This is a genomic window from Ponticaulis profundi, assembly GCF_042659465.1.
GTDB lineage: Bacteria > Pseudomonadota > Alphaproteobacteria > Caulobacterales > Hyphomonadaceae > Ponticaulis > Ponticaulis profundi.
Genome location: NZ_JBHSSW010000005.1, coordinates 285,097 through 299,142, shown reverse-complemented (window position 1 = coordinate 299,142; position 14,046 = coordinate 285,097). Strand labels below are relative to the sequence as shown.

The following is a 14,046-nucleotide window of genomic DNA, read 5'->3' as shown; positions in this document are numbered from 1 at the left end:
GAGGGGCGACGTATGATGGCAGGTCTCCTGGCTCCCGTTTCATCGCTTGGCCGCGCCTTCCCGGATGAGATATCTTACATCCAGTGGCAAATGAGCGGCTTTGCTCATCGGTTACAGTTGCGGGCACAGCTGCCGACTTTGCTCGAAGAGCATCACGGCATTCCCGTTTTCATTTCCCTTGCGGGAAAACCATCATGAATCATCCCATAAAGACTGGGGTTTCGCGGGTCCAGTCAAAAAAAGGCCGGGATGAAACCATCCCGGCCTTTGATATTGTTTGCTCGTGTGATCGCTTAGTCAGCGTTGGCGAGGACCGGGCTGTCTTTCAGGCCCGCACGTTCCAGAATGTCTTTTACAGAACGCTTCTCACCAGCGATTGGCGCGCTGAGGACGAGGGTTGCAAACTTGTCCCGTTCAGCATCGATCTTCGCAGCAAGGTCTTCTGGAATTTCCATGTTTTCCAGCTCGTCCTTCGCAATGCCGCCGCGTGTTTCGAGAACGTGCTCAAGCAGCATGGTGCGATCTTTCAGAATCCAGACCTCTGACATGAGAGCCATCAGCATGCGGCCAAGATCAGTGACGCTTTTCTCGTCGAGATAATTTCTGTCCATTACGCCGCAACTCCCTGTTCTGCGGTTGTTGTCTCGGGTTTGCGAGCACGTGTGATGTATGGATATCCACCCTGACCAATGGCGTAGGCTTCAACCTTCTCAAAACCGGCTTCTTCAAGCATGTCTTCGAGGCTGGATTCCAGAATGGTCGAGAAGAATGGCTCTTCGCGGTGGTCCGTATCCCAGTCCAGCAGGACGGCCTGGAACAGGCTGACAGCGCGGAAAGGTGGCGGGTCAGACAGGACGATATCGCCGCCTGGCTTCATGATGCGGAACATCTCCTTGAAGAGTTCCTTGTTCGCCTTAGGTGGCAGCTCGTGGTGAAGCGCATAGGTGATGACGCCGTCGACGCTCTCATCCGGCTCGCTTGTCGCTGTCGAGTCTTCCAGTTTCAGGTGAACCGGGAATTTCTGCTTGTTGGCGAGCATATAGCCATTCTTCAAAAGCAGAGGAGAGAGATCGGAACCATAAAGCTCTGCGTCCGGGAATATCTTGTTGATCGCGCCGAGGGTAGAGACACCGCCGCAGCCTGGCTCATAAATGCGCTCATAGCTTTCTTTCGGAAGCTGGCGGATTGCGGAAGCGCGTTGCTCGATGATGTCGTCACCATAGCCAACGGCCGCATAGCCACCGAAGCGGAAGATGAGCGGACCGAGACCGAAAGCGAACAGCGGGCCGTAGAGGTCATAGCCATCCCAGCCGCCTGGCTCGAGGTGCCATTCGACGCGGTCATAATATTTTGGCGGTTCGATTTCGTTGGAAACGTCCAGTTCCGAACCTTCGACCGGTTCCACCTTCATGTTCATGAAGGCTTCGAAGTTTTCGCGACGCTCTTCGATCGCGGGAATGCCGCGGTTGAAATTCTCTTCGGCGACATAGCGCTGAAGAAAGCGCTCCATACGGTAATCCTTGTCTGACAGGCAGATCTCACGTGCGGCAGCAATACGCTTGCGCAGGTCGGCCTTGTCCGGATTTGTGTCGGCTTCATGCTCTGCAGAAAGCTTCTGGGCTTCCGGGTTCGCATGGAATGTGTCTGAGGCAATGCTGCGCAGATAGCCCGAAGAATACTTCTGGATCGAGCCCAGGATTTCGAGGCCGGATCGACCGCGCTGGCTGAGGGAGAAATCAGGCGCCGCTTGTGAGCCGGAGCTCGAGCGGTCGATTTTCGTCATGAAAGTCATTGGTTCATCCGTTTTGTTTATGTCTTTTTCGAACGAAAGGTATGCTGCCTGTCGCGTGAGTATTTCTGCCTGGCGTGACGCCAAATACCACACAATCAATAGGGATAATCGCTAGGCGAATAAATGTGCATGCATGGCGTTTCGCCAGCACACTCTTACGAACTCATTTAATCGATGTCGGAACAATGTCCACTTTCGTCGACAGCCGAACAGACCATCAGCCAAAGAAAAACGGCACCGATGAGGATCGGTGCCGTTAAGTTGGAGAATAGAGCTGAAAAGCTGAGTCTTTCCAGCTCTGTGCTCGGGATTAGTAAGAGAAGGACACCGTCACACCAACTGTACGACGCTCACCGAAAGAAGGGGTGATCGTGTTCAGAGATGGGATCAGGAAGGAGCTGTCGATGTAGTATTCGTCGAACAGGTTCTTCGCGAAGAAGAACGCCTTCACATTGCCGCGCTCAATACCGAAGCGACCGTTGACGAGCGTACGTGGCTCGATTTCGATCGTGTTGTCCGGCGTGATGTACATCTCGCTGTCATAGTTTACGTCGAGAGCCGCGAAGCCTTCGATGAGATCTGTGAGCGATTGACGGTATTCACCACCAACAGAGATAGAGAGTGGCGGTGTGCCTGGGATCTCGTTGCCGGAAACTTCACCATAAGCAGGGTTGTTCGCACCGTCACCGTATTCGGTTTTGGTGTAAGACAGGTTGCCGTAGAAGCTCCAGTTGTCTGTTGGGACCCAGCTTGTTTCAAGCTCGATACCTTTAGCCGTTGAGTCGCCAACCGAACCCCAGATGCCTGGAACCGCCTGATCATCGTCGCCGATGGTCACGTCATAGTTCTCAGGAACAACAGAGATCTGCTGGTTTTCCCATTTCGTGTAGAACACGGCAACGTTCGCGAAGAGGCGGCCGTCGAGGAATTCGTTCTTCGCACCGAGCTCATATGTCCAGTTGGATTCAGGACCGTAAGACTGCTCGTCTTCGGTGAGCGGCACTGTACCTGTGACGTAACCGTTGAAGCCACCTGATTTCACGCCTTTGGCAATCGAGCCATAGACCATGCTGTCTGGTGTGACGAAGTAGTTCAGGCTCACGCGTGGTGTGAACTCTTTCCAGGAGTCTGTGAGATCCGGAGCTTCGACGTCTGGGTCGAGGCCTGCATCTTCAGCAGCGTTGCGAGCCAGTTGGTCACGAACTTTGACGTCTGTGACCGTGTAACGGCCTTCAACGCTCAGGCTTGCCTGGCCGTCGAGGAAGTCGACCTCACCGCGAGCAAAGACAGCTTCAGTTTCGAAGACACGGTTCTGCAGCTGGAATGGCAGCGTCATCGCGTTCGGATCAACCGGGTTGGTCGACGTACGGTTCACTTCACCATCTGCAGGCTGAATGTTCAGACCGAATGCGAACAGGTCGTCAGCTTCAGACTGATAAACGCCGACTTCACCACGGAAGATGCCGCCATCGTCATAGTTCAGGCGAAGCTCGTGGCTCTTGAACTCGATCGTGCCGCCTTCGTGCTGGTTCTGATAAACAGCGAGGCCACCAAGTGGGTTATAGCTGTTCTGTGGGAACCAGAAGTTTTCAAGCGCTGTACCTTCGGCGTTACCGTAGGTGTAGTTCAGCGTGAACGCGCTGTTGATTTCCCATTCCGCACCAAGACGGTAGATCTCGGAGTCTGTGATCAGGTTTGGCTGAGGCACAGAGAACAGACCGCGTGGACGATCCGGGTTTGCACCAGACAGCAGTTCGCCTGGGTTCGTTGGCAGTGTGCCTGCGAACCAGTCGCCTGTGCCGAACTGGTTGGTTTCGCCAGCGTTCAGAGCCCATTCTTCAGCAACACCGCTCATTGTGTAGTGCGCGCGCTGCTCTTCTGTACGCTCGAGCTTCTGGTAAGAACCTGTGAATGTCAGATTGTCTGTTGGCGTGAAGACAACAGTACCGGAATAGGCTGTACGGTCATAACCACCGAAATGGTCGAAATCGTCGCCGTTAATGCCTGGATAGTTGTTTTCGATCGAACCGCCATACTCAGAGTTTGCGTAGAAAACGCGCGCCATGAGTTTGTCTTCAATGATTGGACCACCAACGCCGAGTTTGACTTCTGTGCGGTTGTAGTTGCCAACCGTGACAGAGCCGTCAGCTTCAAATTCGTTTGTTGGTTTCTTGGTCACAACGTTGATTGCGCCAGAGAAGGTGTTCTGGCCATAAAGCGCTGATTGTGGACCTTTGACGACCTCGATACGCTCCATGTCAGCGAGCGAGAAGTTCACCATGTAACCACGTTGCAGGTAGATGCCGTCAACGAAGACACCAACGTTACCAACAGCGTCCTGAACGTTCGCCTGAGCGAGACCACGCATGGTCGCAACGCCGTTAAAGCCTGTTACGAAGTCACGGAAAGACAGGCCTGGCGTGTAAGCTGCGACGTCGTCGAAGTCACCGATTGATTTTTCAAGCAGGTCTTCATCGCCGAGCGCCGTGATGGAAATCGGAACCTCTTGCAGGCTCTCTTCCTGGCGGCGCGTCGTGACGACGATGCTGTTCATGCGACGAGCGCCTTCTTCAGCAGCGACTGGCTCAGCAGCTTCTTGTGCGTGGGCGAGAGAGCCAGTTGCGTAGATTGCCGTCCCCAGGGCAATTGCGCTTACACTCTGTCGAACCATGCGGAATTTTGATTTGTTTACCACTTAAAACCCCATGTAGTTTGCGTCGTGCAACCCGCGTGCACGATTAACAAGGAAACGGATTTTCCCTGTCCGCATGAGATCGTCGGAGCAGAAAATCTGGAACAAGGACTTGGGAATTGTTCGTGTACCGAACAGAATTCGTGAAAGCGTAAAACAGATAGACAGAATTCTTCTGAATTCAGCGCTAACCTGTGACCTTTTTCTCACAGAGCCCTGGGTAAAGTGCAAAACTACGTTTGCACTCATCATGCGTTTTACGGATTTCTAAAATACAGTTGTATTCTAGATTTTGGTCTCTCGGATCACGCTCAGCATAGGCTCATCGCGCTCCACTTCGATACGTGACGTGGCATCGAGGATCATTGTGGGCGCATTTTCCGGGAAGACGCGTGTCCAGTTCGGAAGGCCCTCATGGTTCGGATTTCCGTTTCGGGCGAAACTGATCCAGGCGTCACTGACCTGTTGTTCGACATTCAACGCTTCAGGTCCACCGCCGGTTGCCTGAGCCTCTTTGGTGGCGTTGGCGAAGGCCATTGCGATTTCCGAACAGTGATAGGCACGCGGAAGGCCATCAAGGACGGGTGTCTGCCAGCAGTATTGATAGAGATAGGCTGGTGCGCCGCCAAGTGCAGCTTTCGCCCGGCACTGATCGATCGCGTTCTGTCGATTGAAGCCGCCTGCGCCAATGATTGCCGCCAGTGCGACGGGCTTTTCGTTTGGATAGACCGCGCGCGCGCTTGCCATCACGGCATCCGGGTCTGAGTAAGCGCGGGCGAGATTGGTCCGCAGTTCCTCGAACGTCATGTTTTCCGAAGGCGGGAAGAAAAGCGCCATATTGAATTCATGAAGTGTCGTGCCTGCCATCAGGGCGATGTCTTTTGAAACGCTCGCAGCCTCTTTTGAATAGGGGTTATGCGGCAGGCTGTTTGCCTCCAGACGCGGGGCCCAGCCGACGAGTGTCCAGATGTCGTTCGGGTTGCCCTGTGCTTTCCAGCGGGCGTTTGCCCGTTGCGCAGCCGCTTGCAGCTCTTTGAGCGGAACGGCCTGAAGCGCTTTGATATCCAGAGACGATTGAGACAGCTCTTCGAGCAGGAATTCGGCAAGCGGTCGGGTCATCGTTTCATCAAACGGCTCGACCTGGGAGCCGCTTTGAACAATTGCCTTATGGAAGAGGCCCTTTGCGGCGGGTGCGCCGCTCAGATGACTGATTTTCAGTCCGCCGCCTGATTGTCCGAAGACGGTGACATTATTCGGGTCGCCACCAAATTCACGAATATTGTCGCGTACCCATTCGAGGGCTTTGATCAGGTCAAGAATGCCGACATTCACGGAACTTGCATATTCGTCCGGAGCGCCAATCGCACCCAGATCGAGATGGCCATGAACATTCAGGCGATGATTGACCGAAACCACGACCACATCACCGCGGCGGGCAAGATTTTCGCCGTCCTGCGCGCGGATGGCATAGCTGGAACCGGTGGTGTAGTTGCCGCCGTGAATCCACACCATGACCGGGCGTTTGTTTGTATCTGTTGACGGGGTCCAGACATTCAGGTTCAGGCAATCTTCGGCTTCATAACCGTATTGATGCGCCAGCAGAAAACCCATGCGGCCGCCAGCTGTGGGGGCCTCCTGAGGGCAGGTTGGGCCATATGCAAAAGCGTCTTTGACACCGCTCCATGGCTCTGGCGACTTTGGCGGCAGAAAGCGGTTTTCTCCGCCGGTTGGCGCGCCATAGGGGACGCCCTTGAAGGTCAGAATGCCAGAGGAAACATAACCTCTTACGCGTCCTGCAACGGTCTCGACAACCAGATCTGCTGGGGTCTGAACCGTGCGTTTTTCCGGATCGCAGGAAGGGTTTGGCTGAGCGCGTACTTCGGTCTGCGCCGCTGCGCTTCCGGCAAGGATAGCGGGAGCAGCAAGTCCTGTCGCCAGAAGGCTTCGGCGCCCCGGATTGAACGGTGCTGACAGGTCTGTCGTGGCTTTTTTACTGGACATGTCTGTCTGGTGCTCCGTGCGTTTTTCTGGCCGCTGCTCGTCAATCGGGCTTTGCAGATACAAATCGAAAGAATGGGGAGTACGAAGGCGCGTGCGGCTTATCAGCTTAAAATATTTTAAGTTTTCGCCTGTCGGGCAAAATCAGGATATTTTCCAAGACATCCAATCAGTCCTGCGCCAATCGCAAAGATGACAATACCGCCAATCAGAGCGGTCTGATAGCCGTTATTTGCCTCATAGATCATGCCGGTCACCATGGGCCCCAACCCGCCGCCAACGGCAAATCCGGACAGGGCGACGCCGTAGATCAGGCCATAGCTTCGCAGGCCGAAATAGCGGCCGACCAGATAGGCGAGCAGATCGACTTCAGCGCCAGCTGCCAGTCCAAGAAGGATTGCGGCGAGCCAGGCGCTTGCCAGGTCGTCGCGTGTCAGAAGCAAGAGGAGCGAGAGCGCAGGCACCATGAGGAAGACGCGTGCAACTTTGGGCGCTTGAAACCTGTCCAGAAGATAGCCGACGACAATCCGGCCGATAATGACCGAAATGCCGAGCGCGCCCATAATGCCAGCCGCTGTCTCAGCGCTGATGCCACGGCTTCTGAGGAGTGGAATGAAGTGAACCGTGGAGCTTGCCTGAGCAAAAATCACAAAACAGATGCCGGAAATAATGAGCCAGAAAGCGGGCTTGGTGACTGCCTCTCCAAAGGTGAAGCCTTCTTTCAAAGGCGCAGCTTCCCCAGAGGCCTCTTCAGTCTTCGGCTTTGTCGTTCCGCGCAAGCCGATCAGGGCGAGGGGCAGTGCGATGATCAGAACAAAAAGGCCCATCGCGCGATAGCCTGCCTGCCAGCCGCCGGATGAAATCGCATATTGTACGAGAGACGGGCCAAGCGCGCTGGCAACGCCAGTGCCGAGCAGGGTCAGGCCTAATGCCAATCCTCGCGCCTGATCAAATCGCTCGGAGATGGCGCGCGTCCAGCTGAGCGGTGTGGTGCCGCTCGCCAGGATCGCCAGAACCACCCAGCCAAGATAGAAGCTGAGAATGCCCGGGCCACTGAAAGACAGCGCAAAGAAGCCCGCGGCAAGCCCGATCAGAGCCGGAATGGCGATCACGCGAACGCCAAATCGGTCCATCAGAACGCCGAGAAGCGGGCTTAGAAAAACCGTGCCACCATTAACGATCAGGAGCCCTGTCATGATTTCGGACCGGCTCCATCCGAAGGCTTCCTCGAGCGGATTGACGAAAACGCCGAAGGTGTAGAATGGGAGGCCCGTCAGACCAACGCCGACGCCGACTGCGCAAGCAATAATGGCGAGCCAGGATTTTCGAAATTCACTGGCGCTTGTTCCTGTCATATGTCGGGCCCTCTTCATCCGTGTGAAGAGCAAGGCATCGACCCTTTCAGTCGTCCAGTTGCCTGTGAAGCTTTCTCATTGGGCGGATAGCGCGCGCATTGGCGAGGCATTGCGCGAAGCTCCCCTCAGGGTTTAATCGCATACCGATTACTTTGTTTTTTATCGAGGAAACGCGTCTTCTTCGCTCTAGGACTGGAAGATGCACGATTTTCTCATATCGACCAGCGTATTCGGGTCGATGTCTGGCAGATATCAAAAGGTACGTATTTCATGACTCAGACTTCCAATGATCCCCAGCCGACAATGGTGACATCGGACAAAACCGCCAGACAGATTTTTGAAGACGTTTATGCCAATCCGACACGTGCAGCCTTCGGTTTCGGAGAGCGCCTCGCGATTGTGAACGTTGATCCGCAAAAATCTTACACGCGTCCGGACCTTTATCCGAAGACCTCCTACGTCACCGATCCAAAGCAGATGTTCTACATCGACCAGATTTCGGCCCTGGCGCGATCCAAAGGGCTTCCGGTTGTGTGGACACACGTCGCGTATATGGACAATGCCGCTGACGCCGGCGTCTGGGGTACACGCACGGACACACCAGACAGCTTGCAGAATATCAAATTCGGTTCGGAACGGTCTGAGTTTGATGACCGCCTGAATATCGATCGGTCGGTTGATGCGGTCTACACCAAGCGTATGCCATCCGCGTTCTTCGAAACACCGCTTGAGAGCTTCCTGACCTGGCACAAGATCGACACGGTTGTCGTGACGGGTGGATCGACATCCGGCTGCATCCGCGCAACGGCGGTGGATAGTCTGTCTCGGGGCTATCGCACCATTGTTCCGATGGAGTGCGTCGCCGACAAGCATGAAAGCTATCATTTCGCGAACCTGACCGATCTGCACCTGAAATATGCAGACGTGGTGAAGGTTGCTGACGTCATTTCCTGGCTCGACTCCTATGAGGGCGAGAAATGAGCATGTTCGCAGAACCAAACCTCTACGATTACTGGCCGTACGAGAAACGTCCGAAAATCGAATGGCCGGGCGGAAAGAAACTCGCTTTCTGGATCGCTCCGAATATCGAATATTATGAATACCAGCCGCCTCACAACGACTGGCGTCAGCCCTGGCCGAAGGGCAATCCGGACATTATCGGCTTTTCCCAGCGCGATTACGGGAACCGCGTCGGACATTTGCGCCTGATGGAGCTGCTCGACAAATATGATCTTCGCGGTTCTGTGTCGCTGAACATTGCGCTGCTGGACCATCATCCGGAGATTATTGAGGATTGCGTGAAGCGGGACTGGGAGTTCTTCTCTCACGGTATCTACAACACGCGTTACTCCTACGGCTTTGACGAAGCCGCCGAACGTGCAGTGCTTGAAGACTGTATCAAAAGCGTCGAGGAGAAAGCCGGGCAGCGTATTCGCGGTTATCTGGCACCAGCTCTGACACACACTGAACGTACGATCGATCTCATTGCAGAATATGATTTCTGGTATTCCTGTGACCTGTTCCAGGATGATCAGCCGCAGCCGCTGAAGACGAAATCCGGCAAGCTTGTCTCTTTGCCGTATTCGCTCGAAGTGAATGATGTCATCACATACGGCTCGCTGTCACAATCACCGTCCCGATACGCTGATGTGCTGAAACGCCATTTCGATCAGCTGCTCGAAGAGGGTGAGGAAAGCGGCACAGTGATGTGTATTCCGCTTCACGCCTATCTGGTGTCTCAGCCACACCGTATCCGGATGTTTGAAGAAGCGCTCGAGCATATCAAGGCGCATAGCGACGATGTCTGGTTCGCAACCGGGCGCGAGATCGCAGAATATTATCGTGAACATTATTGGGATCAGACGCTTGCCGACATCAATGCGCAGGGTCTGGCAACAGGTGGGACTGGCTTCTCAGGAGCCGGCAAATGACAATGAGTTATCTTGAATATCCAAAGCGTGCTTACGGCAATGATCATGACCTATATCCATGGTCATACAGCGCGCAGCGTGAGCCCGTGCGTTTGGATGACGGCACCAGGCTGGATGCCTTCATCGTTGTTCCGCTGGAATTCTTCCCGCTGAATCCGTCTGGTAAGCCTTTCAAGCATCCAGGTGCAATGGTGACGCCTTATCCGGATCTGCGCCATTATACGACGCGCGATTATGGTCTTCGGGTTGGCGTATTCCGCATACTGAAAGCTTTGCGCGCGGAAGGCCTGAAAGCGGTCTTTCCCGTCAATGCTGTCCTGCTTGATCGGGTAAAGCCACTCATTGAGACCGTATTGGCTGATGGCCATGAAATCGCAGCCCATGGCGTCTCAACCGACCATATTCACTATGCTGGCCTCAGCGAAGCGGATGAAGAGGCTTACATCGTCGAGACCAAAGCCTTGTTCGAAAAGCATGGCCTGTCGCCAAAGGTCTGGATGAGCCCGGCACGCAATGAATCCTACAACACGCCGGAACTGCTTGCCAAACATGGCTTCACGACGCTGCTCGATTGGGAAATGGACCAGAGACCGGTTGAGATGAAAACCGCTGCCGGGTCTCTGACATGCCTGCCTAATCACTTCGAACTCAACGACTTCAATTTGCTGATTACGAAGCGCCAGTCGGAGGATGAGTGGGAAGCCGAAATCACCGAAGCGGCTCGCTATCTGCTTGCAGAATACGACCGTTTTGGATCACAGGTTTTTGGTTTCACCTTGACGCCTTATGTTTCAGGACTACCTTTCCGCATCCATGCACTAAAAGGTATACTTAAAGTATTGGCTGGTTTAGAGGGCGTACGAGTTTCGACCGCTTCCGAGATTTCGGCAAACTGGTCCAAGTAACGAACGGGATACATTCGGTTTGAATGTGGGGACATCCCAGTAAAGGATTACCAGCTTGACGATTGAACTCCATCCGCAGGAAATCGATACATTGGGTGGGGTTCCTCTGTATCAGCAAATCTATCAGCTGTTACGGGCGAAAATCGAATCCGGCGTGTTCGGCTTCAATTCAAAGCTTCCGGCCGAAGAAACGCTCGCAGTTGATCTGGGCGTTTCACGTATCACGGTGAAGCGGGCGATGAACGAGCTGGCAGCGGCCGGGTTTGTTACCCGATATCGTGGGCGTGGAACGATTGTTTCCTATAGTCACAATACGCCAACGGTCCGCGGGGACTATATGACTCCGATGGAGCATTTGCGTCAGCTGGGCTTCAACACCGAAATTGAACTCAAGCATCTCGAAGAAGTCCACGCGGATGCTGAACTGGCCGGACATCTGGAAATCACGCCGGGTGCTCTGGTTCAGCGTGCCGAGCGTCTTCGCCACCTCGAAGGCGCGCCATTTTCGTTCATTGTGAACCACACACCCATGGATATCGCGGCGCAGATCAATCGGGACGATATCGCGTGGCGCCCCTTCACGACCTTGCTTGCAGAAGCCGGGCATATGGTTGTCAGTGCGGAACAGACCATTCTGGCGGAAACGGCTAAGGGGAAAACCGCACAGGCCCTGATGCTGGCAGAAGGTGCGCCTGTTCTGACAATTCACCGCGTTCTGCGCGACAGTGAAAAGCGTCCGATACAGTTTTCGGTCACCAATTATCGCGCCGACAGATATCAGTATCACATGGTCATGCATGACCTGGAGCGCAAAGCTCCGGCTGACTGATCCGTCCGACACAAGCAAAAAACACGTTTAAGTGACACTCGGCCGCCTCATGCAATCATGGGGCGTTTGTTCGCTCTGCGAGTTGCACAAGCTTTTGTCGCATCTGCCTGATCGAAGTCAAAAAATGCGCAACCTACCCTAGCGTGAGGGGTGGCCAGGAACCATTCTTGACAGTTAAGTGAAGCTTTGCCGTAATTGGTATATCAATATACCAAGGAGCCGATCATGACCGAACTTCTGGAAACCGCTGAAGACACCAATGCGATGGGTGAGGAATCCCAAAAAGGTATTCCGATCAGATCGATCAGTCGCGCTCTGAATATCCTTCAGATTGTGAACCGTGCCGGTTCGATCTGCCTGATGGATATCGCCAAGGAATCAGGCCTGCCTTATCCGAGTGCTTGCCGTATCGTTCAGACTCTCGTGCATGAAGGCATGATTGAGCGTGAAAAGACCCGCAAGAATTATCGCCCGGCTCCGAAGGTCCAACTGCTCTCTTACGGCTATCAGGATGACAATGAACTGGTTCGCATTGCTCGTCCGCACATCGAAGCTCTGACGCGTGAAATCGGCTGGCCGGTTTCGATTGTGACCCGCGTTGGAAACCAGATGGTTCTGCAGGACAGCACCCACGCAATGACGACGCGGACATTTGCGCAGTACTATCCAGGTTACAGCCTGCCGATCGCCTATTGCGCAGATGGCAAAGCCTATCTGTCTGCACTCCCGAAAGATGAACTCGACTTCCTGAAGCAGCATCTTGGTCCGCGCATGCCAATTCCGGGTGATCCGAATTGTGTGCTGGACCCGCTGGATGATCTGGATTCGATCCGTGAGCAGGGCTATGCGATTGTTGAGCGTGTGCCGCACACCATCACGCCGGGCCGCACCTCCTGTATTTCCGTGCCGCTGACAAAGAATGGCCGAGTGGTCGCTGCTTTGACGATTGCCTTCTTCGCGACGACGATGAACCAGAACAAGGCACGTGAAGATCTGTTGTCTCCATTGCGTCGGACACAGGGCTTCATCAACAACGCTCTGTCCAATCATCATTCGAACGAGCGTCTTTACGAATTCGTTGCTTAAGTTCGGACCTGTTCGGACTGACCCATCTCAATCCTTCAAGCTGCTCGCCATTTATCTGGCGAGCAGTTTGTCTATGAGCAGCACGGCAAACGCGCCGACCCATGGTGCAATGGTTGACCAGATGCTTCCAGGACCGCCTGCGAGGAAAAAGGTCAGGCCCATGCAGAGGAAAAACCCTGTCAGCATGGTTGCCAGAATACCCCAGCCGGATGGCTTCCATCCAAGCGCGCGCACGACAACAACCGGGCCGAACGTGCCGCCCAGCGCAACCCAGGCAAACAGCACACGCTCAAAAATCGAAGATGGCATTAACAGCGTCACGCCAATGGCGGCGACGCAGACAAGGCCAATCGCCAGACGCGAGATAAGGAGCTTGTGCTTTGGAGCAAGCCGCACCAGTCCGAGATCGTGACTAAGCGCTGCGCCCGTCACCAGCAACTGGCTATCGACCGTGGACATGATGGCGGAAAGAGTCGTTGCTGCGATAACGCCTGCGAGAATACCGGGAAGCAAGCGTTCGGCTGAGCCAAAGAAAACGCCCTCGCTTATGCCTGTGTCACCGAAGATAACACGGGCGGAAAGACCGAGAACGCCCATTCCCAGATAGACAACAAAACCCCAGCCAACGGCGATCGCGCCGCCCTGAACGCGGGCTTTCTTGTCACGCGCGGCCATGATCCAGGCGAGGAGGTGTGGCTGTCCAAGCGCGCCAAAACCCGTTGCCGTCAGGCCCAGTACAAACCCTATGGCAACCATGCCGACGCGCCCGCCCATGATATCGCTGTAATCTGCAGGTGCTTCGGCCAGCATGTCTGACAGACCTGAAACCCCGCCAACATGCAGGAAAGCGACCAGTGGCAGAATGATTGCGACAACGCCGATCAATATGCCCTGCAGCGTGTCGACGAGCGATACGGCCACAAAGCCACCCAGAAAGGTATAAAGCAGGATCAGGGCAGCGCCGATAATGACGCCTATGGCGATACCACTGCCGAACAGATCGTCGAAGGCCTGGCCAGCGCCTTGCAGCTGAGCGGCAATATACCAGGAGAAGCTGAAAGCGATCATCAGCGATGCAACGATCCGGATGATCCGCGCGGCTTTCGGGCTCGCCTCCTGAACGATGAAGTCGGTCAGAGTGAGGTGATCATGCTTTTTGGATTCGGTCTGCAGGACATGCCCTGCCCAGAACCAGACAACGGCGTATCCGGCAAGAATGCCGGGCACCATCCAGAAGGCAGACAGGCCGACCGAATACACAAAGCCCGAAAAGCCGAGCAATACCCAGGCAGAAGAGGTCGAGGCCGCGTAAGCAAGGCCTGCGACGACTGACCCAAGGCCTCTATCTGCGAGAATGAAGTCGTCTTCGGACTTCATCTTTGCAGACGCCCAATACCCAATGCCGACCAGAATGGCCGAATAAATGATGAGGGTGATAAGTGCGTCTAGATTGGCCAT

Annotated in this window: 11 protein-coding genes and 1 riboswitch; of the genes, 5 read left to right on the top strand and 6 right to left on the bottom strand. The window is 54.7% G+C overall.

Annotated features, from left to right (window positions below; translation table 11 throughout):
* Positions 1-209: riboswitch (cobalamin riboswitch) on the bottom strand.
* 84 nt (positions 210-293) lie between these two features.
* The 5 genes from ACFQDM_RS06450 to ACFQDM_RS06430 all read right to left on the bottom strand — a co-directional run bounded on the left by ACFQDM_RS06450 (position 294) and on the right by ACFQDM_RS06430 (position 7,837).
* Entirely contained in the window at positions 294-611 is a 318-nt protein-coding gene (locus ACFQDM_RS06450; RefSeq protein ID WP_377376995.1) for a hypothetical protein, read from the bottom strand.
* Complete coding sequence (locus ACFQDM_RS06445; protein WP_377376992.1) at positions 611-1,783, bottom strand: class I SAM-dependent methyltransferase; 1,173 nt, start codon at positions 1,781-1,783, stop codon at positions 611-613. Before ACFQDM_RS06445 ends, ACFQDM_RS06450 begins: the two co-directional genes overlap by 1 nt.
* A gap of 319 nt (positions 1,784-2,102) precedes the next feature.
* A complete protein-coding gene (locus ACFQDM_RS06440) occupies positions 2,103-4,463 on the bottom strand; it encodes a TonB-dependent receptor (protein ID WP_377376990.1) in 2,361 nt (786 codons plus the stop codon).
* A gap of 306 nt (positions 4,464-4,769) precedes the next feature.
* Entirely contained in the window at positions 4,770-6,485 is a 1,716-nt protein-coding gene (locus tag ACFQDM_RS06435) for a carboxylesterase/lipase family protein (RefSeq protein WP_377376987.1), read from the bottom strand.
* Between the two features lie 116 nt (positions 6,486-6,601).
* Positions 6,602-7,837, bottom strand: coding sequence for an MFS transporter (locus tag ACFQDM_RS06430; protein ID WP_377376984.1), 1,236 nt, complete (start codon positions 7,835-7,837; stop codon positions 6,602-6,604).
* Between the two features lie 303 nt (positions 7,838-8,140).
* Between ACFQDM_RS06430 and ACFQDM_RS06425 the strand changes: the two genes are divergently transcribed.
* The 5 genes from ACFQDM_RS06425 to ACFQDM_RS06405 all read left to right on the top strand — a co-directional run bounded on the left by ACFQDM_RS06425 (position 8,141) and on the right by ACFQDM_RS06405 (position 12,588).
* Positions 8,141-8,818 carry an isochorismatase family protein gene (locus ACFQDM_RS06425; RefSeq protein WP_377377130.1) on the top strand — a complete coding sequence of 226 codons (678 nt, stop codon included), beginning with the start codon at positions 8,141-8,143 and terminating at the stop codon, positions 8,816-8,818.
* A gap of 2 nt (positions 8,819-8,820) precedes the next feature.
* Positions 8,821-9,768 carry a polysaccharide deacetylase family protein gene (locus tag ACFQDM_RS06420; protein ID WP_377377127.1) on the top strand — a complete coding sequence of 316 codons (948 nt, stop codon included), beginning with the start codon at positions 8,821-8,823 and terminating at the stop codon, positions 9,766-9,768.
* A 2-nt stretch (positions 9,769-9,770) separates the two neighbouring features.
* On the top strand, positions 9,771-10,673 hold the full coding sequence (locus ACFQDM_RS06415; RefSeq protein ID WP_377376981.1) for a polysaccharide deacetylase family protein: 903 nt from the start codon (positions 9,771-9,773) through the stop codon (positions 10,671-10,673).
* A gap of 55 nt (positions 10,674-10,728) precedes the next feature.
* Positions 10,729-11,502, top strand: a complete 774-nt coding sequence (locus ACFQDM_RS06410) for a GntR family transcriptional regulator (protein WP_377376979.1) — start codon at positions 10,729-10,731, stop codon at positions 11,500-11,502.
* 225 nt (positions 11,503-11,727) lie between these two features.
* Positions 11,728-12,588: an IclR family transcriptional regulator gene (locus tag ACFQDM_RS06405; protein ID WP_377376977.1), complete on the top strand. Its 861-nt coding sequence runs from the start codon at positions 11,728-11,730 to the stop codon at positions 12,586-12,588.
* Positions 12,589-12,639: 51 nt separating this feature from the next.
* Here ACFQDM_RS06405 and ACFQDM_RS06400 read toward each other — a convergent pair whose 3' ends face one another.
* Positions 12,640-14,046 carry a sodium/proline symporter gene (locus ACFQDM_RS06400; RefSeq protein ID WP_377376975.1) on the bottom strand — a complete coding sequence of 469 codons (1,407 nt, stop codon included), beginning with the start codon at positions 14,044-14,046 and terminating at the stop codon, positions 12,640-12,642.

Bases quoted from the DNA above. Each gene is read 5' to 3' on its own strand.
- ACFQDM_RS06450 (WP_377376995.1), bottom strand. From the start codon at position 611: ATGGACAGAAATTATCTCGACGAGAAAAGCGTCACTGATCTTGGCCGC.
- ACFQDM_RS06445 (WP_377376992.1), bottom strand. From the start codon at position 1,783: ATGACGAAAATCGACCGCTCGAGCTCCGGCTCACAAGCGGCGCCTGAT.
- ACFQDM_RS06440 (WP_377376990.1), bottom strand. From the start codon at position 4,463: ATGGTTCGACAGAGTGTAAGCGCAATTGCCCTGGGGACGGCAATCTAC.
- ACFQDM_RS06435 (WP_377376987.1), bottom strand. From the start codon at position 6,485: ATGTCCAGTAAAAAAGCCACGACAGACCTGTCAGCACCGTTCAATCCG.
- ACFQDM_RS06430 (WP_377376984.1), bottom strand. From the start codon at position 7,837: ATGACAGGAACAAGCGCCAGTGAATTTCGAAAATCCTGGCTCGCCATT.
- ACFQDM_RS06425 (WP_377377130.1), top strand. From the start codon at position 8,141: ATGGTGACATCGGACAAAACCGCCAGACAGATTTTTGAAGACGTTTAT.
- ACFQDM_RS06420 (WP_377377127.1), top strand. From the start codon at position 8,821: ATGTTCGCAGAACCAAACCTCTACGATTACTGGCCGTACGAGAAACGT.
- ACFQDM_RS06415 (WP_377376981.1), top strand. From the start codon at position 9,771: ATGAGTTATCTTGAATATCCAAAGCGTGCTTACGGCAATGATCATGAC.
- ACFQDM_RS06405 (WP_377376977.1), top strand. From the start codon at position 11,728: ATGACCGAACTTCTGGAAACCGCTGAAGACACCAATGCGATGGGTGAG.
- ACFQDM_RS06400 (WP_377376975.1), bottom strand. From the start codon at position 14,046: ATGGCCAATCTAGACGCACTTATCACCCTCATCATTTATTCGGCCATT.